This window comes from Variovorax sp. YR566 (genome assembly GCF_051992195.1).
Taxonomy (GTDB): Bacteria; Pseudomonadota; Gammaproteobacteria; order Burkholderiales; family Burkholderiaceae_C; genus Variovorax.
The window spans coordinates 2,157,851-2,181,004 of the sequence record NZ_CP197092.1; the positions used below are offsets into that span (position 1 = coordinate 2,157,851).

The 23,154-nt window shown below is 66.9% G+C and carries 15 protein-coding genes and 1 pseudogene; 13 read left to right on the forward strand and 3 right to left on the reverse strand.

What is annotated here, in order from left to right; translation table 11 throughout:
* Positions 1 to 106: 106 nt before the first annotated feature.
* Positions 107 to 5,398: pseudogene (locus ACTG4X_RS09970) on the forward strand (ESPR-type extended signal peptide-containing protein); the annotation flags it as partial.
* Here ACTG4X_RS09970 and ACTG4X_RS09975 read toward each other — a convergent pair.
* A complete protein-coding gene (locus tag ACTG4X_RS09975) occupies positions 5,287 to 6,399 on the reverse strand; it encodes a hypothetical protein (protein ID WP_440534455.1) in 1,113 nt (370 codons plus the stop codon). The pseudogene ACTG4X_RS09970 and the gene ACTG4X_RS09975 sit on opposite strands and share 112 nt — an antisense overlap.
* On the opposite strand from ACTG4X_RS09975, the gene ACTG4X_RS09980 reads away from it, so the two are divergent.
* The 5 genes from ACTG4X_RS09980 (at position 6,323) to ACTG4X_RS10000 (ending at position 12,899) form a co-directional block, all read left to right on the forward strand.
* Positions 6,323 to 7,537, forward strand: coding sequence for a YadA-like family protein (locus tag ACTG4X_RS09980; RefSeq protein WP_440534378.1), 1,215 nt, complete (start codon positions 6,323 to 6,325; stop codon positions 7,535 to 7,537). The genes ACTG4X_RS09975 and ACTG4X_RS09980 overlap by 77 nt on opposite strands.
* Before the next feature lie 82 nt (positions 7,538 to 7,619).
* Positions 7,620 to 8,771, forward strand: coding sequence for a DUF2827 family protein (locus tag ACTG4X_RS09985; RefSeq protein WP_440533704.1), 1,152 nt, complete (start codon positions 7,620 to 7,622; stop codon positions 8,769 to 8,771).
* Positions 8,768 to 9,922, forward strand: coding sequence for a DUF2827 domain-containing protein (locus tag ACTG4X_RS09990; protein ID WP_440533705.1), 1,155 nt, complete (start codon positions 8,768 to 8,770; stop codon positions 9,920 to 9,922). The genes ACTG4X_RS09985 and ACTG4X_RS09990 overlap by 4 nt, the downstream gene beginning before the upstream one ends.
* A gap of 8 nt (positions 9,923 to 9,930) precedes the next feature.
* On the forward strand, positions 9,931 to 10,524 hold the full coding sequence (locus tag ACTG4X_RS09995) for a hypothetical protein (RefSeq protein ID WP_426391832.1): 594 nt from the start codon (positions 9,931 to 9,933) through the stop codon (positions 10,522 to 10,524).
* 110 nt (positions 10,525 to 10,634) lie between these two features.
* Positions 10,635 to 12,899 carry an acyl-CoA dehydrogenase gene (locus tag ACTG4X_RS10000; protein ID WP_440533706.1) on the forward strand — a complete coding sequence of 755 codons (2,265 nt, stop codon included), beginning with the start codon at positions 10,635 to 10,637 and terminating at the stop codon, positions 12,897 to 12,899.
* Here the strand turns inward: ACTG4X_RS10000 and ACTG4X_RS10005 are convergent.
* Entirely contained in the window at positions 12,799 to 13,650 is an 852-nt protein-coding gene (locus ACTG4X_RS10005) for a helix-turn-helix domain-containing protein (RefSeq protein ID WP_440533707.1), read from the reverse strand. The genes ACTG4X_RS10000 and ACTG4X_RS10005 overlap by 101 nt on opposite strands.
* 131 nt (positions 13,651 to 13,781) lie before the next feature.
* On the opposite strand from ACTG4X_RS10005, the gene ACTG4X_RS10010 reads away from it, so the two are divergent.
* A complete protein-coding gene (locus ACTG4X_RS10010) occupies positions 13,782 to 14,216 on the forward strand; it encodes a hypothetical protein (RefSeq protein ID WP_440533708.1) in 435 nt (144 codons plus the stop codon).
* Between the two features lie 159 nt (positions 14,217 to 14,375).
* Positions 14,376 to 17,240, forward strand: a complete 2,865-nt coding sequence (locus ACTG4X_RS10015) for an aconitate hydratase (protein WP_440533709.1) — start codon at positions 14,376 to 14,378, stop codon at positions 17,238 to 17,240.
* Positions 17,241 to 17,267: 27 nt separating this feature from the next.
* Here ACTG4X_RS10015 and ACTG4X_RS10020 read toward each other — a convergent pair whose 3' ends face one another.
* Positions 17,268 to 18,746, reverse strand: coding sequence for a C13 family peptidase (locus tag ACTG4X_RS10020; protein ID WP_440533710.1), 1,479 nt, complete (start codon positions 18,744 to 18,746; stop codon positions 17,268 to 17,270).
* A 69-nt stretch (positions 18,747 to 18,815) separates the two neighbouring features.
* On the opposite strand from ACTG4X_RS10020, the gene ACTG4X_RS10025 reads away from it, so the two are divergent.
* The 5 genes from ACTG4X_RS10025 to ACTG4X_RS10045 all read left to right on the forward strand — a co-directional run bounded on the left by ACTG4X_RS10025 (position 18,816) and on the right by ACTG4X_RS10045 (position 23,150).
* The gene (locus ACTG4X_RS10025) at positions 18,816 to 19,310 is read left to right on the forward strand and encodes a metallophosphoesterase family protein (RefSeq protein ID WP_093049582.1); all 495 of its coding nucleotides are present in this window, start codon (positions 18,816 to 18,818) and stop codon (positions 19,308 to 19,310) included.
* Positions 19,311 to 19,453: 143 nt separating this feature from the next.
* Positions 19,454 to 19,756 (forward strand): FeoA family protein, encoded by a 303-nt coding sequence (locus ACTG4X_RS10030; RefSeq protein ID WP_093049585.1) that lies wholly within the window; start codon positions 19,454 to 19,456, stop codon positions 19,754 to 19,756.
* A complete protein-coding gene (gene feoB, locus ACTG4X_RS10035; RefSeq protein WP_093049588.1) occupies positions 19,749 to 21,644 on the forward strand; it encodes a ferrous iron transporter B in 1,896 nt (631 codons plus the stop codon). Before ACTG4X_RS10030 ends, feoB begins: the two co-directional genes overlap by 8 nt.
* Positions 21,645 to 21,672: 28 nt before the next feature.
* Positions 21,673 to 21,960: a DUF6587 family protein gene (locus tag ACTG4X_RS10040; protein WP_440533711.1), complete on the forward strand. Its 288-nt coding sequence runs from the start codon at positions 21,673 to 21,675 to the stop codon at positions 21,958 to 21,960.
* A 5-nt stretch (positions 21,961 to 21,965) separates the two neighbouring features.
* The gene (locus ACTG4X_RS10045) at positions 21,966 to 23,150 is read left to right on the forward strand and encodes an FAD-dependent monooxygenase (protein ID WP_440533712.1); all 1,185 of its coding nucleotides are present in this window, start codon (positions 21,966 to 21,968) and stop codon (positions 23,148 to 23,150) included.
* The last annotated feature ends 4 nt before the right edge of the window (positions 23,151 to 23,154 follow it).

The following is a 23,154-nucleotide window of genomic DNA, read 5'->3' on the forward strand; positions in this document are numbered from 1 at the left end:
AGGCACTCCCAAGCGCGTGCCTTCAGCGATGGAACCTGACGCAGGGGCATCGCATTTTTTTGTCGATCTGAACCCGTCAATCCATTCACCGCGAGCCGAACAGCAAATGAACAAGTCATACAGAAGTATATGGAACGAAGCCCTGGGAGCATGGGTGGCGGCTTCCGAGCTCACCTCGGCGCGCGGCAAGCGAAGCGGTAGCGCGAAGCGGTCGACATTCCGTCTCCTGGCCGTGGCGGCCATCTATGGGGTGATGCAGGGCGGAGCCGGGGTGGCGTACGCCAACGTCATCAATACCGACGGCACCTGTGTGACGGGATCGAGCGGCATCGTCGGCCGCGTGAATCCCGGAAGCACCAGTGGAGCGACCGGTGCACCGACGCAAGACGGTACCGGCACCTACTCGCTGGTGGCGGGATGCAACGCGACCGGTACGGGCTCGACCGCGGTGACCGTGTACGGCGCGTTCGCCCAGGGCCGGGCAACCGGGGCTTCCGCATTCGGCTTCCTCAGCAACGCGAGCGGCAAGTGGAGCAGCGCCTACGGGCTGGAGTCGAGCGCGGGCGGCATCTCCAGCATCGCGATGGGCTTCGGCAGCAACGCTGCCGCGCTCAATGCCGTAGCCATCGGCGGCGCGGGCGGGGACGGCACCACCCCGCTGACCGTTGCCAACTCGACCACCGCCTCGGGCAGCGGGGCGGTGGCCATCGGCAGCAACGCGACCAAGGGCGCGCAGGCGACCGCGACGGATTCCATCGCCATCGGCGGCCAGGCTTTTGTCAGTTCCGGGGCCACTTCGGGCGTAGCCATCGGCCGCGGCGCCAACGTCGCGGGTACCAGTGCGATTGCGCTCGGTGACGGCGCGAACGCGATCGGCAGCAATGCCATCGCCATCGGCACGAATGCCAATGCTGCGACTACCGGCGCCTCGAATCTTGCGATCGGCTGGGGCGCCGTGGCGACGGGTACGGCTGCATCGTTGGGCGATTCCACCGCCGTTGGCACGGGTGCCAAGGCCACCGGCCAGGATTCGACCGCCGTCGGCGGCCAGACCACGGCCAGTGCCTTGAACACGCTGGCGATCGGCAACAACGGCACCACGGCTTCTGCCAGCGGCGCGACCGCCTTCGGGGTGGGAGCCAAAGCCACGGGCCAGAACTCGCTGGCAGCGGGCAATGGCACGCTGGCTTCGAACACCGGCTCCATCGCGATCGGCAGCAACACCACCGACGTGGCCAAGTCGGCGGCCGTCGACGGCATCGCCATCGGCGGTCAGTCTTCGGTGGTGGCTGCCGCCAACTCCGGTATCGCGGTCGGGCGCGGCTCGATCGTCAGCGGCACAGCCGGTGTTGCCGTTGGCGATGGCGCCAATGCGTCGGCCCTCAACGCGGTAGCCCTCGGCGTTTCTGCCATTGGCTCTGGCGCCAACGCAGTCGCGGTCGGCGCCGGTGCCAAGGCCAATGGCGGCGGCGCGACGGCCTTCGGCAACAACGCCAATGCAGCCTTCGGCAACGACATGGCTTTCGGCACCAACGCGCGTGCCGTTGGCGATGCATCGGGACTGGCACCTTCGACCGCTTTCGGCAACAGCGCAAATGCCACGGGCAGCGGTTCCACGGCATTCGGGACCCTTTCGAATGCCCAGGGCGCCACCTCCGCAGCTATCGGTTATGCCGCGCAGACCGGCGCCGGTGCAACAAACGGCCTGGCGGTCGGCACCAATGCGTCTTCCATCGGTGACCGCAGCGCCGCCATTGGCTCGGGAGCCAACGCCACAGGCGCCTACTCCGTGGCCCTTGGCCGGACAGCGAATTCGTTCGCTGACGGATCCACCGCGATTGGCTCCAACTCCGTTGGCGGGGCGAAGGCGCTTGCGAACGATTCGATCGCCATTGGTGGGCAGTCCGCTGTCGCTGCGACGGCAACCTCCGGCATTGCCGTCGGACGTGGATCAGCCGTCAATGGCGCGTCCGGCATTGCTGTCGGCGACAGCGCCAATGCAGCGTATGCAAACAGCGTCGCAATTGGCGCGGGCAGCGTGACCGGCGCCGCGGCGCCTACCGGCAAGGGGTTCCTCACCAACACCAACGCGCCTGCGTCCGAGGTCTCGGTGGGTTCGTCTTCCGCCCTGCGGCGAATCACGAACGTTGCCGATGGCGCGGCGCCCCAGGACGCTGTGACCGTAGCTCAGTTGAGCACGGGCATGAGCACTACCGCGAGCAGCATCGGCAGCCTGTCCACGGGCCTAAGCACAACGAACAGCAATGTGACCAGTCTGTCGACCTCGACCTCGACGGGCCTGAGCACTGCGACGAGCAACATCGGCAGCCTTTCGACCGGGCTCAGCACGACCAACAGCAGGGTTTCCAGCCTGTCGACCTCGACTTCGACCGGTCTGAGCACTGCGACGAGCAGCATCGGCAGCCTGTCGACTGGTTTGAGCACGACCAACAGCACCGTCAGCAGCCTGTCCACTGGCCTGAGCGCGTCGGCGAGCAGCATCGGTAGCCTGTCGACCGGCTTGAGCAGCACGAACAGCAGCGTGACCAGTCTGTCCACGTCGACCTCCACGGGTCTGAGTACGGCGACTAGCGGCATCGGCAGCCTGTCCACTGGCCTGAGCACGACCAACAGCAATGTTTCCAGCCTGTCGACCTCGACCTCGACCGGTTTGAGCACAGCGACGAGCAGCATCGGCAGCCTGTCGACTGGCCTGAGCACCACGAACAGCAACGTGACCAGCTTGTCGACCTCGACGTCGACCGGTCTGAGCACAGCGACGAGCAGCATCGGTAGCTTGTCGACTGGCCTGAGCACCACAAACAGCAACGTGACCAGCTTGTCGACCTCGACGTCGACCGGTCTGAGTACAGCGACGAGCAGCATCGGCAGCTTGTCGACCGGCCTGAGCACCACAAACAGCAACGTGAGCAGCCTGTCGACTGGTTTGAGCACCACGAACAGCGCCGTTGCGAGTTTGTCGACCTCGACCTCGACCGGCTTGAGCACCGCGACCAGCAGCATCGGCAGTCTGTCTACAGGCCTGAGCACGACCAACAGCAACGTTGCGAGCCTGTCGACTTCGACCTCGACGGGTCTGAGCACCGCCACGAGCAGCATTGGCAGCCTGTCTACCGGCTTGAGCACGACGAACAGCAACGTGACCAGCCTGTCGACTTCGACGTCGACAGGTCTCAGCACTGCGACGAGCAGCATCGGCAGCCTGTCAACGGGCCTGAGCACGACGAACAGCAACGTCTCCAGCCTGTCCACCGGCTTGAGCACCGCAACGAGCGGCATCGGCAGCCTGTCGACTAGCCTGAGCACGACCAACAGCAACCTTGGCACCCTGAGCTCGTCGGTCAGCTCGATCTACAACACCGGTACGAAGTACTTCCACGCCAACAGCACCGGCGCGGACAGCCAGGCCAACGGCGCCGACAGCGTGGCCATCGGCCAGAACGCGATCTCCAACGGCGACAACAGCGTGGCGGTCGGCAAGAACGCCCAGACCACCAAGCCCGACAGCGTGGCGCTGGGTGCGAACTCGGTGGCCAGCGTGGGTGCGTTGGCCAACTACGACGCGTTCGGCCTGACGAGCAAGCAAAGCTCATCGGGTGAAGTGAACGTGGGCAACCGCCAGATCACAGGCGTGGCGCCGGGCAGCGCGGACCAGGACGCCGTCAACGTCCTGCAAGTCAAGACCGTCACAGCTTCGTTGTCGAGCAGCATCGGCACCGCAACGAGCAGCATTGCCAGCCTTTCGACGGGCCTGAGCACGACGAACAGCAATGTGACCAGTCTGTCGACCTCGACGTCGACGGGTCTGAGCACAGCGACAAGTAGCATCGGCAGCCTGTCGACCGGCCTGAGCACGACGAACAGCAATGTGACCAGCTTGTCGACTTCAACGTCGACCGGTCTGAGCACGGCGACGAGCAGCATCGGCAGTCTGTCGACCGGCTTGAGCACGACGAACAGCAACGTGACCAGCTTGTCGACCTCGACGTCGACCGGTCTGAGCACAGCCACCAGCAGCATCGGCAGCCTGTCGACCGGCCTGAGCACGACGAACAGCAATGTGACCAGCTTGTCGACTTCAACGTCGACCGGTCTGAGCACGGCGACGAGCAGCATCGGCAGTCTGTCGACCGGCTTGAGCACGACGAACAGCAATGTGACTAGCCTGTCGACTTCGACCTCCACGGGCCTGAGCACAGCGACAAGCAGCATCGGCAGCCTGTCTACCGGCTTGAGCACGACCAACAGCAATGTGACCAGCTTGTCGACCTCGACGTCGACCGGTCTGAGCACAGCCACCAGCAGCATCGGCAGCCTGTCGACCGGCCTGAGCACGACGAACAGCAATGTGACCAGCTTGTCGACTTCAACGTCGACCGGTCTGAGCACGGCGACGAGCAGCATCGGCAGTCTGTCGACCGGCTTGAGCACGACGAACAGCAATGTGACTAGCCTGTCGACTTCGACCTCCACGGGCCTGAGCACAGCGACAAGCAGCATCGGCAGCCTGTCTACCGGCTTGAGCACGACCAACAGCAATGTGACCAGTCTGTCGACCTCGACGTCGACCGGTCTGAGCACAGCGACGAGCAGCATCGGCAGCCTGTCTACCGGCTTGAGCACGACCAACAGCAATGTGACCAGTCTGTCGACCTCGACGTCGACCGGTCTGAGCACTGCGACGAGCAGCATTGGTAGCCTGTCTACAGGTTTGAGCACGACGAATAGCAACGTGACCAGCCTGTCGACTTCGACCTCGACTGGTCTGAGCACTGCGACGAGCAGCATCGGTAGTCTGTCCACCGGCTTGAGCACGACGAACAGTAATGTGACCAGCCTGTCGACTTCGACGTCGACGGGTCTGAGCACCGCGACCAGCAACATCGGTAGCCTGTCGACTGGCTTGAGCACGACGAACAGCAATGTCACCAGCCTCTCGACTTCGACGTCGACGGGTCTGAGCACCGCGACCAGCAACATCGGTAGCCTGTCGACTGGCCTGAGCACGACGAACAGCAATGTCACCAGCCTGTCGACTTCGACCTCGACTGGCCTGAGCACAGCCACAAGCAGCATCGGCAGCCTGTCCACGAGCCTGAGCACGACGAACAGTAATGTGACCAGCCTGTCGACCTCGACGTCGACCGGCCTGAGCACCGCCACCAGCAACATCGGCAGCCTGTCCACCGGCCTTAGCACCGCCAACAGCAGCATCGGCAGCCTGTCCACGGGCGTCGCGAACTCGGTCCAGTACGACGATGCGACTCACACCAAGGTCACGCTGGGCGGCGCTGGTGCGACATCGCCGGTCATCCTGACCAACGTTGCCGCGGGTGTGAACCCCACTGACGCGGTGAACTTCGGCCAACTGACTTCGCTGTCGACCTCGGTTTCCAGCGGTATTGCCAGCCTGTCGACTTCCACCTCGACTGGCTTGAGCACTGCAACGAGCAGCATCGGCAGCCTGTCCACCGGCCTGAGCACGACGAACAGCAACGTCTCGAGCTTGTCGACCTCGACCTCCACGGGCCTGAGCACCGCCACGAGCAGCATCGACAGCCTGTCTACGTCGACCTCGACGGGCTTGAGCACCGCGACCAGCAGCATCGGCAGCCTGTCGACCGGTCTGAGCACGACGAACAGCAGCGTCTCCAGCCTGTCGACTTCGACCTCCACAGGGCTGAGCACCGCCACAAGCAGCATCGGCAGTTTGTCCACATCGACTTCGACGGGCATCAGCAGCCTGTCGACCGGCCTGAGCACGACCAACAGCAACGTTTCCAGCCTCTCGACTTCGACCTCCACGGGCCTGAGCACCGCCACGAGCAGCATCGACAGCCTGTCCACGTCGACTTCGACGGGCCTGAGCACGGCGACCAGCAGCATCGGCAGCCTGTCGACCGGCCTGAGCACGACGAACAGCAATGTGACCAGTCTCTCGACCTCGGTCTCCACGGGTCTGAGCACTGCCACGAGCAGCATCGACAGCTTGTCGACTTCGACTTCGACGGGCCTGAGCACGGCGACCAGCAGCATCAGCAGCCTGTCGACCGGCCTGAGCACGACGAACAGCAATGTGGCGAGCCTGTCGACGAGCCTGAGCGGTTCGACGAGCGCTATTGCCAGCCTGTCGACTTCGACCTCGACCGGCCTGAGCACGACGAACAGCAGCGTTGCGAGCCTGTCGACCTCGACTTCCACGGGGCTTAGCACTGCCACGAGCAGCATCGACAGCTTGTCCACGTCGACCTCGACGGGCCTGAGCACCGCGACAAGCAGCATCGGAAGCCTGTCGACCGGCTTGAGCACCACCGACAGCAGCCTCGCAAGCCTGTCCACGTCGACCTCGTCGGGCCTGAGCACTGCGACCAGCAACATCGCCAGTCTCTCGACCGGCGTCGGCAGCCTGTCGACCAGCCTGAGCACGACCAATGTCAACGTCAACAGCCTGAGCACGTCGGTCAACAACATCTACAACACCGGCACCAAGTACTTCCACGCCAACTCGACGGCGGCAGACGCAGACGCCTCCGGCCAGGAAGCAGTGGCGATCGGCCCGCAGTCGGTGGCCAGCGGCGCCAACTCCTTTGCGGCCGGCAACGGTGCGAAGGCGACGGCCGACGGCGCGGTGGCGGTGGGCTTCGGCGCGCAGGCCACGGGTGCGAACGCGATCGCCATCGGCACCGGGGCGCTGGCCACGGGCTCGCAGGCGATCGGCGTGAACTCCCGCGCGGGCGGCGGCGGCGTGGCGCTGGGCGACAACGCGGATGCCGGCGGCACGCAGCTGAGCAAGGCACAGAACATCTCGCAGGGCACGGCCATCGGCTTCGGCGCGATCGTGACGCAAAGCGGCGGCGTCGCACTGGGCTCGGGCTCGGTGGCTTCCACCGCGGCGGGCGTGGCCGGTTACGTGCCGGGCGGTGCGTCGGCACAGCAGCAGGCAGCCGTCAATGCAACCACCAGCACGCAGGCCGCGGTGTCGGTGGGCGATGCGGCCAACGGGCAGTACCGCCAGATCACGGGCGTGGCAGCAGGCACGGCCGACAGCGACGCGACCAACGTGGCGCAGCTCAAGGCATCGGCAGCCGCCGCGAAGGCCGGCAGCGTGCAGTACGCGACCAACCCGGACGGCTCGGTCAACTACAACCAGATCACGCTGGGCAACGGCCAGGCAACTGGCGGCACGCGCATCAGCAACGTGGCGCCGGGCATCCTGCCGGGCGACGCGGTCAACATGAGCCAGCTGAACCAGGTGCAGAGCCAGGTCGGTGACGTGGCCCGCATTGCCTACTCGGGCACGGCCATGGCCTTCGCGATGTCGGGCACCTACCTGCCGACGCTGTACCCCGGCGAGAAGACGGTGGGCGTGGGCCTCGGCAGCTACAAGGGCTACAGCGCCGTGGCGCTGACCTTCAAGGCGCTGTCCGACGACGGCAAGATGTCCTGGGGCGCGGGCCTGACGACCACGGGCAAGGAGTGGGGTGTCAACGCCGGCATCGGCTGGAAGTGGAAATAAGCCACTGAATCGGCCAGCGACCGGCCGGCTCCCGCGCCGTGATGGTGCGGGAGCCTTTTCTTTTGGTACACACTTCGCCCCCATGCGCATTGGTATTTCAGTCCTCACCCACGCGGGGCAGAACATCTGGGAGAACGGGATGGGGCAGAACGTCCTGTTCCTCGCCCGGCTGCTGCAACGCATCGGGTTCGTCGAGTCCGTCACCCTGATCGACGCCGGCGACCAGCCGAGCATGCCGCCCCAGGTCGACCTTGCTGCCATGGGCCTGGCCTTTGGGCGGGCGCGCGAGCTGACCGATGCGCTCGACGTGGTCATCGAGATGGCCGGCGCGCTCGACGTGCAATGGCTCTCCTACTTTCGCGCATGCGGCGGCCGCGTGGTGTTCCATTGCGTGGGCCAGCCTTTCGCGGCGCTGGCCGAGCCGATCGTGTTCACCGACAAGGGCCACTTCAGCAAGCCCGAGCGCTGCGACGAGGTGTGGCTGCTGCCCAAGGACGCGGTGTTCACGCCCATGATGCGCACCATGCACCGCTGCCCGGTGTTCGAGGTGCCGTACCTCTGGTCGCCGCAGTTCCTGGCCCAGCGCGTCGCGGAGGTCGAGGCCGCGGGCCATCGTTTCGGCTACACGCCGCGCACGGCGCAGCAGCCGGGCTTTCGGGTGGCGATCTTCGAGCCCAACATCTCGGTGGTGAAGTCCAGCAGCGTGCCCATGCTGATCTGCGACGGGGCCTATCGCGCAGACCCGGCGGCCGTGACCTCGATGCAGGTGCTCAACACCCTGCACATCAAGGACCACCCGACCATGCTGTACCTGGCGAACTCGCTCGACATCGTGCGCCAGCACAAGGCGATCTTCCACGGCCGGCACGACTTCGCGGGCTTCATGGTGCAGTTTGCCGACGCGGTGGTTTCGCACCAGTGGCAGAACGACCAGAACTACAGCTACCTCGATGCGCTCTACGGCAACTACCCGCTGGTGCACAACTCGCCCTGGCTGCGCGATGCGGGCTACTACTACCCAGACTTCGACATCGCCGCCGGCGCCGCGCAACTGCAGCAGGCCGTGTGCAATCACGACCGGCAGCTGGACGACTACCGCGCCCGCTCGCAACGCGTCTTCGACGCGGTCGATCCGCTCAACCCCGCGAACGTCGACGGCTATGCGCAGCGCCTGCTGAACCTGGTGGGTGGCAATGCCGCATTCCGTGCCGACGGCGTGAAGGCTGCCGCATGAACGAGGCGCAGCAACAAAAGAACGCCATGCCGGCGAAGCTGAAGGTCGGCGTTTCCATCTTCATCCGCAAGGGCGAGCAGAGCCTGTGGGAGAACGGCGTCTACCAGAACTGCCTGTTCCTCGTGATGCTGCTGCTGCGTTCGCCGCGCGTGGAAAGCGCCGTGCTGGTGGCCGGCGGTGGCGACGGCGGCCCGGCGGACGCCACCAACTTCCTCGCCGATTCGCCGGTGCCCATCATCGACATGGCCACGGCAGCGCAGGAGCTCGACCTCATGATCGAGATGAGCGCCCAGCTGGCCATGCCGTGGTCCGTGGCGTTCCGTGAGCGCGGCGGCAAGATCGTCTCGATGCGCGTGGGCAACGACTACGTGATCGACATCGAGCGCATGATTTTCGACAAGCCGCACGGCCTGCTGATCTCGGGCGCGCCCTACGACGAGGTCTGGACGATTCCCGAGTACGAGGTGTCGTGCAAGCCCTACTTCGAGAGCACCTTCCGCGCGCCGGTGCGGCTCATGCCGCATCTCTGGAGCCCGATGGTGCTGGAGCGCGCCATGACCCGCGCGCCGGCGGACAGCCCGCCCTTTGCCTACGAGCCCGGCCGCAAGCAATGGCGCGTGGCCATCTTCGAGCCCAACATCTGCATGGTGAAGACCAGCTTCATTCCCATGCTCGGCTGCGAGGCGGCGCACCGCGCGCAGCCGCGGCTGATCGAGAAGATGTGGGTCTACAACAGCTTTCACCTGAAGGACAAGCCGCTGTTCATCGGCTTCGCGCAGAGCCTGGACCTCGTGCAGCACGGCCTGGCCACCTTCGAGGGGCGCTTTCCGATGTACCAGGTGATGCCCGGCAAGATCGACGCCGTGTTCGCGCACCATTGGGAGAACGCGCAGAACTACCTTTACTACGAGGCGCTGTACGGCGGCTACCCGCTCGTCCACAACTCGCACCTCATCGGCGACTGCGGCTACCGCTACCACGGCTTCGACTGCGAGGAGGGCGGCCGCGCCCTGCAGCGCGCTTTTGCCGAGCACGACGCCAACCTGCCGGCCTACCGCGAGCGCGCGCGCCGCTTCATCGCCACGCTCGACCCCGAGGGCGAGGACAACGTGCGCGCCTACACCGCCGCCATCGAAAACCTTTACGCATGAGGACCGGGATGAAGCCGACCCAACGATTTCCCCGCCTGCTGATTGCCTCCCTTGCATGGGCCGCTGCCGGCGCCGCGCTTGCCCAAGGCGTGCTGGTGCCCCAGGCCCCGTCCGCGGCGCCGCAGGACACGCTCACGCGCGCTGCCACCAGCGTGGGCATCAAGCGCTGCCTGCCGGCCATCACGCGGCTTTCCACGCTCACCGTGCAGGGGGCTCGCAGCCACGACGTGCTGCTCGACTGGGACCGAAAGCGCCCCGACGCAGGGCCGATGTTCTCGCTGATCGGCATGGAGTTTCCGAACGCTGGCGTAGCTGCTTCGATCACCGCCATTCCCGATGAAAGCGGCGCCTGCACCGTGTCGGCCGAGCGCATCTCGGTCGCGCCCTTCACCTGCGCGAGCGTCGGCCAGCAGGAGCTGGCGAGCTACAAGATGACGCGGCTGCTGCCCAACTACGCGGTCTACACCGACGAGAAGGAGCCGACCTCGTCGGTCTCGCTGATCGATTCGCCGCCGGGCTGCCTGGTCATCCGGCGCTATGTCGAATATGGCTGGCGGGATCCAGCCGCCGCTGCTGCGGCCCAGCCTCCGAAGAAGCGGTAGGCGCGTCCGTCTCCGACAGGCCGGGGAGCCCTTGACCGGCCCTCGGGGCCAGCCACAAGCCTCAAGAATGGTGCCAATCCGCGCGCATTCGTCGCGGAAGGAGACGCACCATGCCTCTGGCGACACTGATCGGCCGATGGGCCATGCAGCCATTCTCGAAGGCGCTCCCGCCGCTGGGCGACACCGAGCGCGCGGCGCTCGAGGCGGGCACCGTCGGCTTCGAAGGCCAGCTCTTCGCAGGCCGCCCGGACTTCGATGCACTGGCGGCCATGGGCCCCAATCAGCTCACCGAACGCGAGCAGGCCTTTCTCCACAACGAAGTGCGCGAGCTGTGCCACATGCTCGACGACCACGCCATCGACCAGGCGCACGACCTGCCGCCCGAGGTGTGGCGCTACCTGCGCGAAAAGCGCTTCTTCGGAATGATCATTCCAGAGGAATTCGGCGGCCTCGGCTTCGGTCACCATGCACACGCCACGGTGGTGGCGCGCATCGCCACCGTCAACGTGGCCACGGCTGTCACGGTGATGGTGCCCAACTCGCTGGGGCCTGCCGAACTGCTGCTGCGCTACGGCACCGATGCGCAGAAAGAGCACTACCTGCCGCGCCTTGCCGACGGTCGCGAGTTGCCGTGCTTCGGCCTGACATCGCCGTATGCGGGATCGGATGCGGCGTCGATTCCCGACCGTGGCGTGGTGGTCGAGCGCGAATTCAACGGCCGCATGACGCGCGGCTTCCTGGTCGATTTTGACAAGCGCTACATCACGCTCGCGCCGGTCGCCACCGTGGTCGGGCTGGCCTTCCACGCCATCGACGAAAGCAGGCCCGAGGGCGAGCGCGAACTCGGCATTACCTGCGCGCTGATTCCAGTGCCGCACGAGGGCATGGAGATCGGCCGCTGCCATCGCCCGATGGACAGCGCCTTCATGAACGGCCCGATCCACGGCCGTCAGGTGTTCGTGCCGATGGACTGGATCATCGGCGGCGAGCAGCAGGTCGGGCAGGGCTGGCGCATGCTGATGGAGTGCCTGGCCGCGGGCCGTGCGATCTCGCTGCCGGCGCTGGGCTCGGCGATGCAGCAGACAGCGCTCTACGTGAGCAATGGTTATGGGCAAATTCGCGAACAGTTCGGCATGCCGGTCGGCAAGTTCCACGCGGTCGCCGGGCTGGTGGCGCAGATGTCGGCCGAGCTGTATGCGACCGATGCGGCGCGGCGCTTCACGGCGGCCGCGCTCGACAAGGGCGAACGGCCCAGCGTGGCCAGTGCCATCCTCAAGGTGCAGCTGACCGAAGCCGGACGCCGCGCGGTCAACCACGGCATGGACATCCTCGGCGGCAAGGGCATCATCTCCGGCCCGTCAAACCTGCTCGGCGTGTCCTACCGACAGGCGCCGATCGCGATCACGGTGGAGGGCGCGAACATCCTCACGCGCGCGCTCATCGTGTTCGGGCAGGGCGCGGTGCGATGCCATCCGCATGTGCTCGACGAAATGGCTGCCGTGCAAGCGAAGGACGAGACCGCGCTCGGCAAGGCGCTCATGGCGCACGGCAGGCATGTGGCGGTGAACCTGTGGCGCAGCCTCTTCGGCGCGCCGGTGCTCGGCGCGCCGCCCGATGAGCTGATGCACGAAGCGCGGCTCCTCGCGCGCATGAGCGCCAAGTACGCGCTCACGGCTGATCTCGCGATGGGCATGCTCGGCGGCAAGCTCAAGCGCATGGAGCTGCTGTCGGCGCGCCTGGGTGACGTGCTCGCGCACCTGTACCTGGCCAGTTCGTGCATCTGGCGCTATCGCGTCGATGGTGCGCCCGAACTGTTGCCCTTCGCACGGGCTGCGATCCGCCTGCAGATCGACGAGGCCGGCAAGATCCTGCGCGATCTGTATGCCAACCTGCCGACGGCGGGCCGGCGCGTGATCGGTGCGCTGGTGCTGCGCCGCACCGCGCACCTGGCGCCGCTGCGCGACGTGCAACTGCTCGAACTGGCCGACCTGCTGCGCAAGGACCCGCGCATCATCGAACGCCTGGCGCCTGACCTGAGCGAGCCCGCCGCGGGTGGCCTGCGCGATCTGATGTACGCGATGGAACTGGGCGCGCAGCTCGGCGATGCCACGGCTGCGCTCAACAAGGCGCTACGCCGCACGAACTCGCTCGAAGAGGCGGCCCGCTCGGCACCCGACCCCGAACTGGCGCTCGCTTATCTGAAAGCGGCCGACAAGGTCATCCAGGTGGACGACTTCGAAGGCCCGCCGCGCGATGCAGACGGCAGGGCCGACCTCAGCCCGCCTGTTGCTGCTGCGCAGCCAGTGCCATCAGCGCTGCCGCCGTCTGCTCATCCGCCGGAAAGAACGACTCCACCGCGAGTTCCTGCAATGTGACGTCGACCGGCGTGCCGAAGATCGTGATGGTGCTGATGAAGCTCAGCACGCCGCTCGGCATGACCACTTGAAAGGGCACGGCTACCGCCGACAGCGCGGTGTCGATGACGGGCGCGTCATGGCTCACGGCGGGCGGGGGATAGGCTGCGAGTTCATCGTGCAGCGCTTGCAGCACCGCGTCGCCGGTGGCGGCGATCTGCTGTTGCAGCCGTTCGAGCAGGTGACTGCGCCACTGCGCAAGATTGGCGATGCGCGGCGCCACGCCGTCGGGGTGCAGGCTCAGGCGCAGCACGTTGATGGGCGGCTTCAGCAGCTCGGGCGAGGCGCCTTCCATCAGCAGCGGCACCAGCGCGTTGTGCGCGACCAGGTTCCAGTGGCGGTCCACGGCCAGCGCGGGAAAGGGCTCGTGGCCTTTCAGCACCAGATCGACCGCGCGGCGTGCGGCGGCCATTGCCGGATCATCGAGCGAGCGCTGCCGGTACATCGGCGCGAAGCCGGCGGCCACCAACAACGCATTGCGCTCGCGCAGCGGCACCTCGAGCCGCTCGGCCAGGCGCAGCACCATCTCGCGGCTGGGCGCGGCGCGGCCGGTTTCAACATAGCTCAGGTGGCGGGTCGAGACCTCGGCCTCCTGCGCCAGGTCGAGCTGGCTCAGGCGGCGGTGGGTGCGCCAGTGCCGCAGGTGGGCGCCGAACGGGTCGCGCGCGCCGGGCTGGCTGGCCTTGGTCGGGTGGGAGCGGGTGGTGTTCATGAGGCGCATTCTGGCGTGGCGGCGGCGCGGCGCCATGACCTCCGAGGTCATCGACGCGATCCACGCTGGCCGGAATCATTGGCTCCAACGCGGCAGGACTGGCTTGCCGCGTAACCACCAAGGAGATCCTCATGTCCGTCTTCGCATCCCCCCGCTTCCTGCCCGCCGTGATGTGGGCCGACGCCGCCTCCTGCGCCGCGACCGGCGCGCTGCAGGTGGCATTCACCGGCGCACTGGCCGGGTTGACCGGGTTGTCGGCGCCGCTGCTCATGGGTACGGGCGTGTTCCTGCTGGTCTATGCCGCCGCCGCGGCCTTCATGGCCAGCCGCAGCACTCCGCCGCGCACGCTGATCGGCCTGGTCGTCGCCGGCAACTTCGGCTGGGCCGTGGCGTGCATCGCGCTGCTGGTGAGCGGCATGTTTGCGGTCACTGTGTTGGGCATGGCATGGGTGCTGGCGCAGGTTGCGTGCGTGGTTGTGTTGGCCGAGCTGCAATGGACTGGCCTGCGCCGCACCCGCGGCAGTGCAGGCGCGGTCACCGGGCTGACGCCGGCCGGTCGTTGGTGATCCGATCTCGCGCAAATGCCGGCGACACCCCTTTACCCGGCATTTTTCGCGATGAGGAACAGGGCGGCAGAAGGCGGGATCGGAGAAGACCGACTACAACGGCTGACATTGATCCCTGATATCTTTGAGAGGCTTCCACGAACAAACAGGAGTCTCTCCATGGCCAAAGCCCCGGCGCATGCGTTTGCGTCCACCCTCAAGACCTTCAAGACCCCGTCAGGCAAGTCCGGCAAATATTGGTCCCTGAAGGAACTGGCCAAGCAATACCCCACCATCGACCGCCTGCCCGTCTCCATTCGCATCGTGCTCGAATCGGTGCTGCGCAATTGCGATGGGCAGAAAGTCTCGGCCAAGCACGTCGAAGAGCTGGCCCACTGGGCGCCCAACGCCGAGCGCGTAGACGAAATTCCCTTCGTCGTCACTCGCGTGGTGCTGCAGGACTTCACCGGCGTGCCGCTGCTGGCCGACCTGGCCGCCATGCGCAGCGTGGCCGCCAAGCTGGGCAAGTCGCCCAAGACCATCGAGCCGCTGGTGCCCGTCGACCTGGTGGTCGACCACTCGGTGATGGTCGACTACTACGGCACGTCCAAGGCGCTCGACCTGAACATGAAGCTGGAATTCCAGCGCAACAACGAGCGCTACCAGTTCATGAAGTGGGGCATGCAGGCCTTCGACACCTTCCGCGTCGTGCCGCCGGGCTTCGGCATCGTGCACCAGGTCAACCTCGAATACTTTGCGCGCGGCGTCTACAAGAGCCCGAGCGACAAGGGCGACAAACCAACGTATTACCCCGACTCGCTGGTCGGCACCGACAGCCACACCACCATGATCAACGGTATCGGCGTGGTCGGCTGGGGCGTTGGCGGCATCGAGGCCGAGGCGGCCATGCTGGGCCAGCCGGTCTACATGCTGACGCCCGACGTGGTGGGCTTCGAGCTCACCGGCAAGCTGCGCGAAGGCGTCACGGCAACCGACCTGGTGCTGTACGTCACTTCCATCCTGCGGGCTGAAAAGGTGGTCGGCAAGTTCGTCGAATTCTTCGGCCCCGGCGCCGCATCCATTGCCGTGCCCGACCGCGCGACCATCGGCAACATGGCGCCTGAATACGGCGCGACCATGGGTTTCTTCCCGGTCGACGACATGACCGTGGCGTATTTCGAAGGCACCGGCCGCACCAAGGAAGAGGTCGAGCGCTTCGCCGCCTACTACAAGGCGCAGGGCCTCTACGGCATGCCCAACCCGGGCGACATCGACTACACGAAGATCGTCAAGCTCGACCTGGGCACCGTCTCGCCCAGCCTGGCCGGCCCGAAGCGCCCGCAGGACCGCATCGACCTCGGCCACCTCTCCACCAAGTTCTCGGAGCTTTACAGCAAGCCCAACGACGCCAACGGCTTCAACCAGCCGGCCGACAGGCTCAAGCTGCGCTATCCGCTGGTCGCGGCCGGCAAGGCCGGTGACGAAGAAGCCGCCCCGCCGCCGGCAGGCGCGCCGCTCGACGTGGTCGAGATGGTGGCGAACCGCTCGACCAACGCCGCCGCGCACGTGAGCGCCACCGCGCCTTCGGCGCCCAAGGGCGAAGTCACCATCGGCAACGGCGACGTGCTGATTGCGGCCATCACCTCGTGCACCAACACCTCGAACCCGAGCGTGATGCTGGCCGCCGGCCTGCTGGCCAAGAAGGCCGTCGAGGCCGGCCTCACGGTCAAGCCGCACATCAAGACCTCGCTGGCTCCAGGCTCGCGCATCGTGACCGAATATCTCGAGAAGGCAGGCCTGCTGCCGTACCTCGAAAAGCTCGGCTTCTACCTTGCGGGCTACGGCTGCACCACCTGCATCGGCAACGCCGGCGACCTCACGCCTGAGATCAACGAGGCGATCACCAAGAACGACCTGATCGGCGCGGCCGTGCTGTCGGGCAACCGCAACTTCGAGGCGCGCATCCATCCGAACCTGAAGGCCAACTTCCTGGCCTCGCCGCCGCTGGTGGTTGCCTTTGCCATCGCCGGCAACGTAATGACCGACCTGATGACCGAACCCGTTGGCAAGGGCAAGAAAGGCAAGGACGTGTACCTCGGCGACATCTGGCCCACGCCGAAGGAAATCGACGACAACCTGCGCTACGCGATGAATGCCAAGTCGTTCCGCTCCAACTACGACAAGGTCAAGACCGACCCGGGCAAGTTCTGGAGCAGCATCAAGGGCACCAATGGTCAGGTGTACGACTGGCCGAAGTCGACCTACATCGCCGAGCCGCCGTTCTTCGAGGGCTTCAAGATGAAGCCGCATGCGTCGGACGCGGGCTTCAAGGGCGCGCGCGTGATGGCGCTGTTCGGCGACTCGATCACCACCGACCACATTTCGCCGGCCGGCTCCATCAAGGAAAGTTCGCCCGCGGGCATCTGGCTCAAGGCGCACGGCGTGCCCAAGGCCGACTTCAACAGCTACGGCTCGCGCCGCGGCAACCACGACGTGATGATGCGCGGCACCTTTGCCAACGTGCGCATCAAGAACCTGATGATTCCGCCGGATGCCAACGGCACGCAGGAAGAGGGCGGCGTCACGCTGTTCCAGCCGGGCAACCAGAAGATGTTCATCTACGACGCCGCCATGAAGTACATGGAGCAGGGCGTGCCCACGGTGGTGTTCGGCGGCGAAGAGTACGGCACCGGCTCCTCGCGCGACTGGGCCGCCAAGGGCACGCAGCTGCTGGGCATCAAGGCCGTCGTGGCGCGCAGCTTCGAGCGCATCCACCGCGCCAACCTGGTCGGCATGGGCGTGCTGCCACTGCAGTTCCGCGGCGCCGATTCATGGCAGACGCTGGGTCTCACGGGCGACGAGCAGATCGACGTGGTGATCGGCAGCGAGCTGAAGCCGCAGATGGACGTGAAGCTGGTGGTGCACCGTCCCGACGGCACGCACCAGGAGGTGACGGTGCGCCTGCGCATCGACACGCCTATCGAGGTCGACTACTACAAGCACGGCGGCATCCTGCCGTTCGTGCTGCGACAGCTCCTGGAATAACTCCCGGGAGCAGGCCCGTCCGCGCTGCTACTTCGAGGCGGCGTCGAGTCGCTGCGCAAGCTGGTCGAGCAGCGGGCGGATCTTTTCGCCGACGCTGATCTGCGGGTTCGAGAAGCCGTCTTCCTTGCCGGCCTCGATCTCGCGCTGCTTGATCAGCGGTACGGCCGCTGCGAAGGCGGTTTCGAAGGAGCGGGTCTTGCGCAGTTCCTCGTTGAACATCGCGCGGCCGAAGAAGGTCAGCTCCGACAGCCGGCCGCATCCGTACGAGGTGTGCGTGGCGTCGGCGGCGGTCATCACCAGCGTGTTTTCGTTGGCCAGCGGTTCGATCCACCCCCCTGAATAGCAGGCCGACACCGCCACCACCCGGTGGCGAATGCCGGCTTCGTCGAGCGCTTCGCGCAGTTCTTCCGGCGTGAGCCAGGGCACGGCCAGCGGCCAATGCGCGGCGGCCAGCTGGTGGTCGCGCGCGCCGTGCGAGGTGAGGTAGACGATCAGCACGTCGTTCTCGCGGTCCATGCGCTCGGCCAGCGCGGCAATGGCACGCTGCAGGTTGAGCGGGGTGGCCCAGGGCAGCGTCTCGGCGGTGGTTGCGTGGTTCATCAGGTGGATCACGCGGCCCTTGGCGTCGAAGCGTTCCTCCAGCAACTGGGTGACCATGTTGCTTTCGCGCAGGAACACGTCTTCAGACGCGTAGGGCGCAAACACCAGCCCGTAGACGTTGGTTTGCCCCGGCTTGCCGGCGGGCAGGGCCGCGACCGTGCGCTCCCACAGCGCCTGTTGCTCCTCGAAGAGTTCCTGCGTCAGCTGCATGCGCGGACGCTCGGGCTGGGTGGATGCGCTGGTGGCATCGGGCTGCCACATGCGGTCCTGTGTGTTGAGCGATTGCCAGAAAGTCAGCGTCAGCAAGGCTACGAACGCGGGCGCGAAGATCGCGAGCCGCCAGCGCGCGCCGGCTTCGCGCGCGGTGAACCGAACCAGCGCCAGCACCATCCACGCGCATCCCAGGCCGAAGACGACCCAGTAGCCGGGCGAGGTGGCGATCGCCGACGGCAACCAGCCGCGTGTGTAGCCCAGCGCCAGCATGCCGAGCGCCAGGTTGGCCGGGAACATCGCCCAGGTGGCCAGCACGAACCAGCGCGCCAGTCCGCCGCCGCGGGCCCGCCCGGACAGCGCGAACCAGCCCAGCCACGCGAGCACGCCGAGCACCCAGAGCGTGTTGAGGCCGACGGTTTCGTAGAGCCGTGCGGGGCCGGCGATTTCGAGGCGCGCCAAGCCAGTCCAGACGAGTTCGGGCAGCAGCACGAGCAGCAGCAACTGCCAGGGCGCGGGTCGTGCATCGACCCGCGGCTCCAGCAGGAGCGAGGCGCGCAGGCCGCCGACCAGCCAGTGCCACAGGCTCGCGCGCGGCGGGGTGTCCTGCGTGGGCGGAGGCGAAGCGGATGCTTCTTCGGTGTTCTCGGGAGGCTGCTGCGGTGCGATGATGTCTTCGGGCATGTCGTCGATCATGCCCTTGGGGGCCGTGCTTCTTGCTGGCTGTCGCCCCGGGTTTGCCTGAATAACTTTCTTCTTCTGCCCATGCTTCGCATCGGTTTGATCTCCGACACGCACGGGCTCATGCGGCCCGAGGCCCTCGCCTTCCTGAAGGGCAGCGACTTCATCGTGCACGGTGGCGACATCGGCAGCGCCGGCATCCTCGAAGCGCTCGCGGCCATTGCGCCGTTGACGGTCGTGCGAGGCAACAACGACCGCGAACCCTGGGCAGATGCCATTGCGGAAACCGAACTTGTGAAGTTCGGCGGCGTGCACCTCTATGCCATTCATGATCTTGCGCAGCTCGACATCGACCCGCCCGCAGCCGGCGTGCGCGTGGTCGTCTCGGGCCATTCGCACAAGCCGAAAGTCGAAGAGCGCGATGGTGTGCTCTACGTCAATCCGGGCAGTGCGGGCCCGCGACGGTTCAAGCTGCCGATTTCCGTCGCCGAACTCGTTATCGACGGTGCGTCAGTGACTGCGCGCGTCGTCTCGATCGACCCGCAGGGTGGTCTTCCCTCTACCGGGGGAGGCACCTGAGACCCGGCCTTGAGCCGGTTTCTTGGTGTTTCTGGGTCGATAGAGCCTGATTTCGAGGGGTTGGTCAGGTATTTGTGAGTGAGAATTGCTAGCATCTAGGTTTTGCTTACCGGCGCGCCCGATATCCCGGGCGTCCTCTCACCGTGCGAACCAACGATTTCGGCGCAGCGCCGACCACCGCCGTCGCCCTGCGCCTCGACCAGCTTCCGAACAACCAGTGGGCCACCGTGCTCGACGTGGCGCGCCCCGACAACGCCGACGACCGGGAACTCGTCCTGCGCCTGACCGAAATCGGCTTCGTGCCGGGCGAGGCCGTGCGCATCGTCGCCAGCGGCATTCCGGGCCGCGAGCCGCTGGCGGTGCGCCTCGGCCACACCACCTTCGCACTGCGCCGCCACGAGGCCGCGCTGATCCACGTCACGCCGGGAGCCGCAAACCATGGTTGAAGCCGTCATCCAGGGCCCCGGCCGCCTCGCCGCCACCGCTCAGCCGGGCCGCATCGCCCTGCTGGGCAACCCCAACTGCGGCAAGACCGCACTGTTCAACCTGCTCACCGGCAGCCGCCAGAAGGTGGCCAACTACGCCGGCGTGACCGTCGAGCGCAAGGAGGGCACGCTGCGCACGCCCTCGGGCCGCCGCGTGTTCGTGCTCGACCTGCCGGGCGCCTACAGCCTGAACGCGCTGAGCGCCGACGAAGCCGTCACCCGCGACATCGTCACCGGCCAGAGCAAGGAAGCCCTGCCCGACCTGCTGGTGTGCGTCACCGACGCCACCAACCTGCGCCTGAACCTGCGGCTGGTGATCGAAGCCAAGCGGCTCGGCCTGCCGATGGTGGTGGCGCTCAACATGACCGACATGGCGAAGAAGCAGGGCATCGTGGTCGACACGGCCGTGCTCTCGCGCGAACTGGGCGTGCCCGTCATCGAAACCGTCGGCGTGCACACCGGCGGCGCGCAAGGCCTGCTCGCAGCGCTCGACACGCCAGTGGCCGCCGCCACGCCGCAGCCCTGGCAGGCGCCGGGCCTCGACGACGTGCTGGCCACGCAGCGCGAGGTGCGCCGCATCCTCGGTCTCACGGTGAAGGAGCCGGTCGGCAGCCTTGCCACCAGCGACCGCATCGACCGCGTGGTGCTGCACCCCGTGTGGGGCATGCTGGTGCTGGCCGTCACCATGTTCCTGATGTTCCAGGCCGTGTTCAGCTGGGCCAACGTGCCGATGGACGCCATCAAGGCCGGCACCGAGGGGCTGGGCAACCTGCTCAAGACGGCCATGCCCGAGGGCATGCTGCAGAGCCTGCTGGTCGACGGCGTGATCGCAGGCGTGGGCGGCGTCATCGTCTTCCTGCCGCAGATCCTGATTCTTTTCCTGTTCATTCTTGCGCTGGAAGACTCGGGCTACCTGCCGCGCGCGGCCTTCCTGCTCGACCGCGTGATGGGCACCGTGGGCCTGTCGGGCCGCTCGTTCATTCCGCTGCTGTCGAGCTTTGCCTGCGCCATTCCGGGCGTGATGGCCACGCGCACCATCAGCAACTGGCGCGACCGCATCACGACCATCATGATTGCGCCGCTCATGACCTGTTCGGCGCGGCTGCCGGTCTATGCGCTGCTCATCGCGGCCTTCATTCCGGCGCGCACCGTGGGCGGCGTGTTCAACCTGCAGGGCGTGGTGCTGTTCGCGCTGTATGTGTTCGGCATCGTCTCGGCGATGGCCGTGGCCTGGGTGATGAAGCGCTTCCGCGACAACACGCAGCATTCGCCGCTGCTGATGGAGCTGCCGGCCTACCGCTGGCCGAACCCGCGCAACCTGGCGCTGGGCCTGTACGAGCGTGCATGGATCTTCATCCAGCGCGTGGGCACGATCATCCTGACGCTGACGATCCTGCTGTGGTTCCTCTCGACCTTCCCGTCGCCGCCCGAGGGCGCGACCGGCCCGGCCATCCAGTACAGCCTGGCCGGCATGATCGGCCGCGGGCTGGAGCACATCTTCGCGCCCATCGGCTTCAACTGGCAGATCTCGATCGCGCTGGTGCCCGGCATGGCGGCGCGTGAAGTGGCCGTGGGTGCGCTCGGCACGGTGTACGCGCTGTCGGCCACGGGCGACGACGTGGCAGGCCAGCTGGAGCCGCTCATCGCCGGCAGCTGGTCGCTGGCTACCGCGCTGTCGCTGCTGGTCTGGTACGTGTTCGCGCCGCAGTGCATCTCGACGCTGGCTGCGGTGAAGCGCGAGACGGGCTCGTGGAAGTACGTCTGGATCATGGCTGGCTACCTGTTCGCGCTGGCCTACATGGCCTGCTTCATCACCTACCGCGTTGCGGTGGCACTCGGAGCGGGTTAAAACCTGTCATGAAAGGTTTGAAGAAGAAATGGCACAGCAACTGATCGTCGGATTGATCGTCGCGGCCGCCGCGTTCTACGCGGTCTGGCGCTGGATGCCCGCAGGCTGGCGCCGCGGCGCGGCACAGAAGCTCGCGGCCGGCACGCATCGCGCGGGCTGGGTCGACGAAGAACGCGCCAAGGAACTGGCTGCATCGCTCGCCAAGACCTCGGGCTGCGGCTCGTGCGACAGCTGCGGAAGCTGCGCCCCCAAGACACCTCTCAAACAACCGGAAGCCGACCAGGCCACCATCAGCCCGTCCATGCACGGCCGCTGAGACCGATGCCCGCGCACATCCTCGTCGCCGGGGGCGGCATCGGGGGGCTGGCCACTGCGCTGGCGCTTTCCAAGGGCCGGCACCGGGTCGACGTTTTCGAGCAGGCCGCCGTCTTCGGCGAAATCGGTGCCGGCGTGCAGCTCGGGCCCAATGCCACGCGGCGTCTTCAGCAACTCGACCTGGGCCCCGGGCTCGCAGCCATCGCGGCGCGGCCCGATGCGCTGGTGGTGCACAGCGCCGAAAGCGGCTCCGAACTCGCCCGCATGCCGCTGGCCGATGCCATGCAGCAGCGCTACGGCTCCCCCTACTTCTGCGTGCATCGCGCCGACCTGCACGGCCTGCTGCTCGATGCCGTGCGTGCGCGCGGCACCGGCACGCTCGTGACTGGCGCGCAGATAAGGCAGGTGGAAACCAGCGACGACCTCGTCTGCCTGTCGAGCACCGACGCACGCGCCTGGGAGGGCGAAGCCATCGTCGGAGCCGACGGCCTCTGGAGCATGGTGCGTCGGCAGCTCGATTGCGCGTCTGCCGCGCAGCCACCGCGCGTTACCGGCCACACGGCCTGGCGCGCGTTGATCGAGCAATCGCGCCTGCCCGCCGCATTGCGCCGCAAGCGGGTCGATGTGTGGCTCGGCCCACGCCTGCATGCCGTGGCGTACCCGGTGCGCGGCGGCGACTGGCTCAACGTGGTGGTGATCGCCGAATCGGCCCCGGCCGGCGACGCGCGCGATTGGGACCAGTCCAGCAGCATCGCCGCCCTGAAGCAGGCCATGGGCCGCAGTTGCGCCGGACTGCAGTCGTTGCTCGATGCCATGCCCGGCTGGCGCGCATGGTCGCTCGGCGACCGCGCCCCCATGACCAGCGCAGCCGAGATGGCGCATGAGCGTGTCGCGCTGGTGGGCGATGCCGCGCATCCGATGGTGCCGTACCTCGCGCAAGGCGCGGGCATGGCCATCGAAGACGCGGTGGCGCTGGCCGATTCGTTAGCCGACGGCCGTGCGGCCGATGTGCCCGCTGCCTTCGCGCGCTATGCCGAGGCGCGCTGGGCGCGCAACGCGCAGGTACAGGCACGTGCGCGCCGCAACGGCGAGATCTTCCATGCCACGGGCGCCGTGCGCCTGGGCCGCGACATGGCGATGCGCTTGCTGGGCGCAAAGCTGCTCGACCAGCCCTGGCTGTACGGCGGCTGAGCGA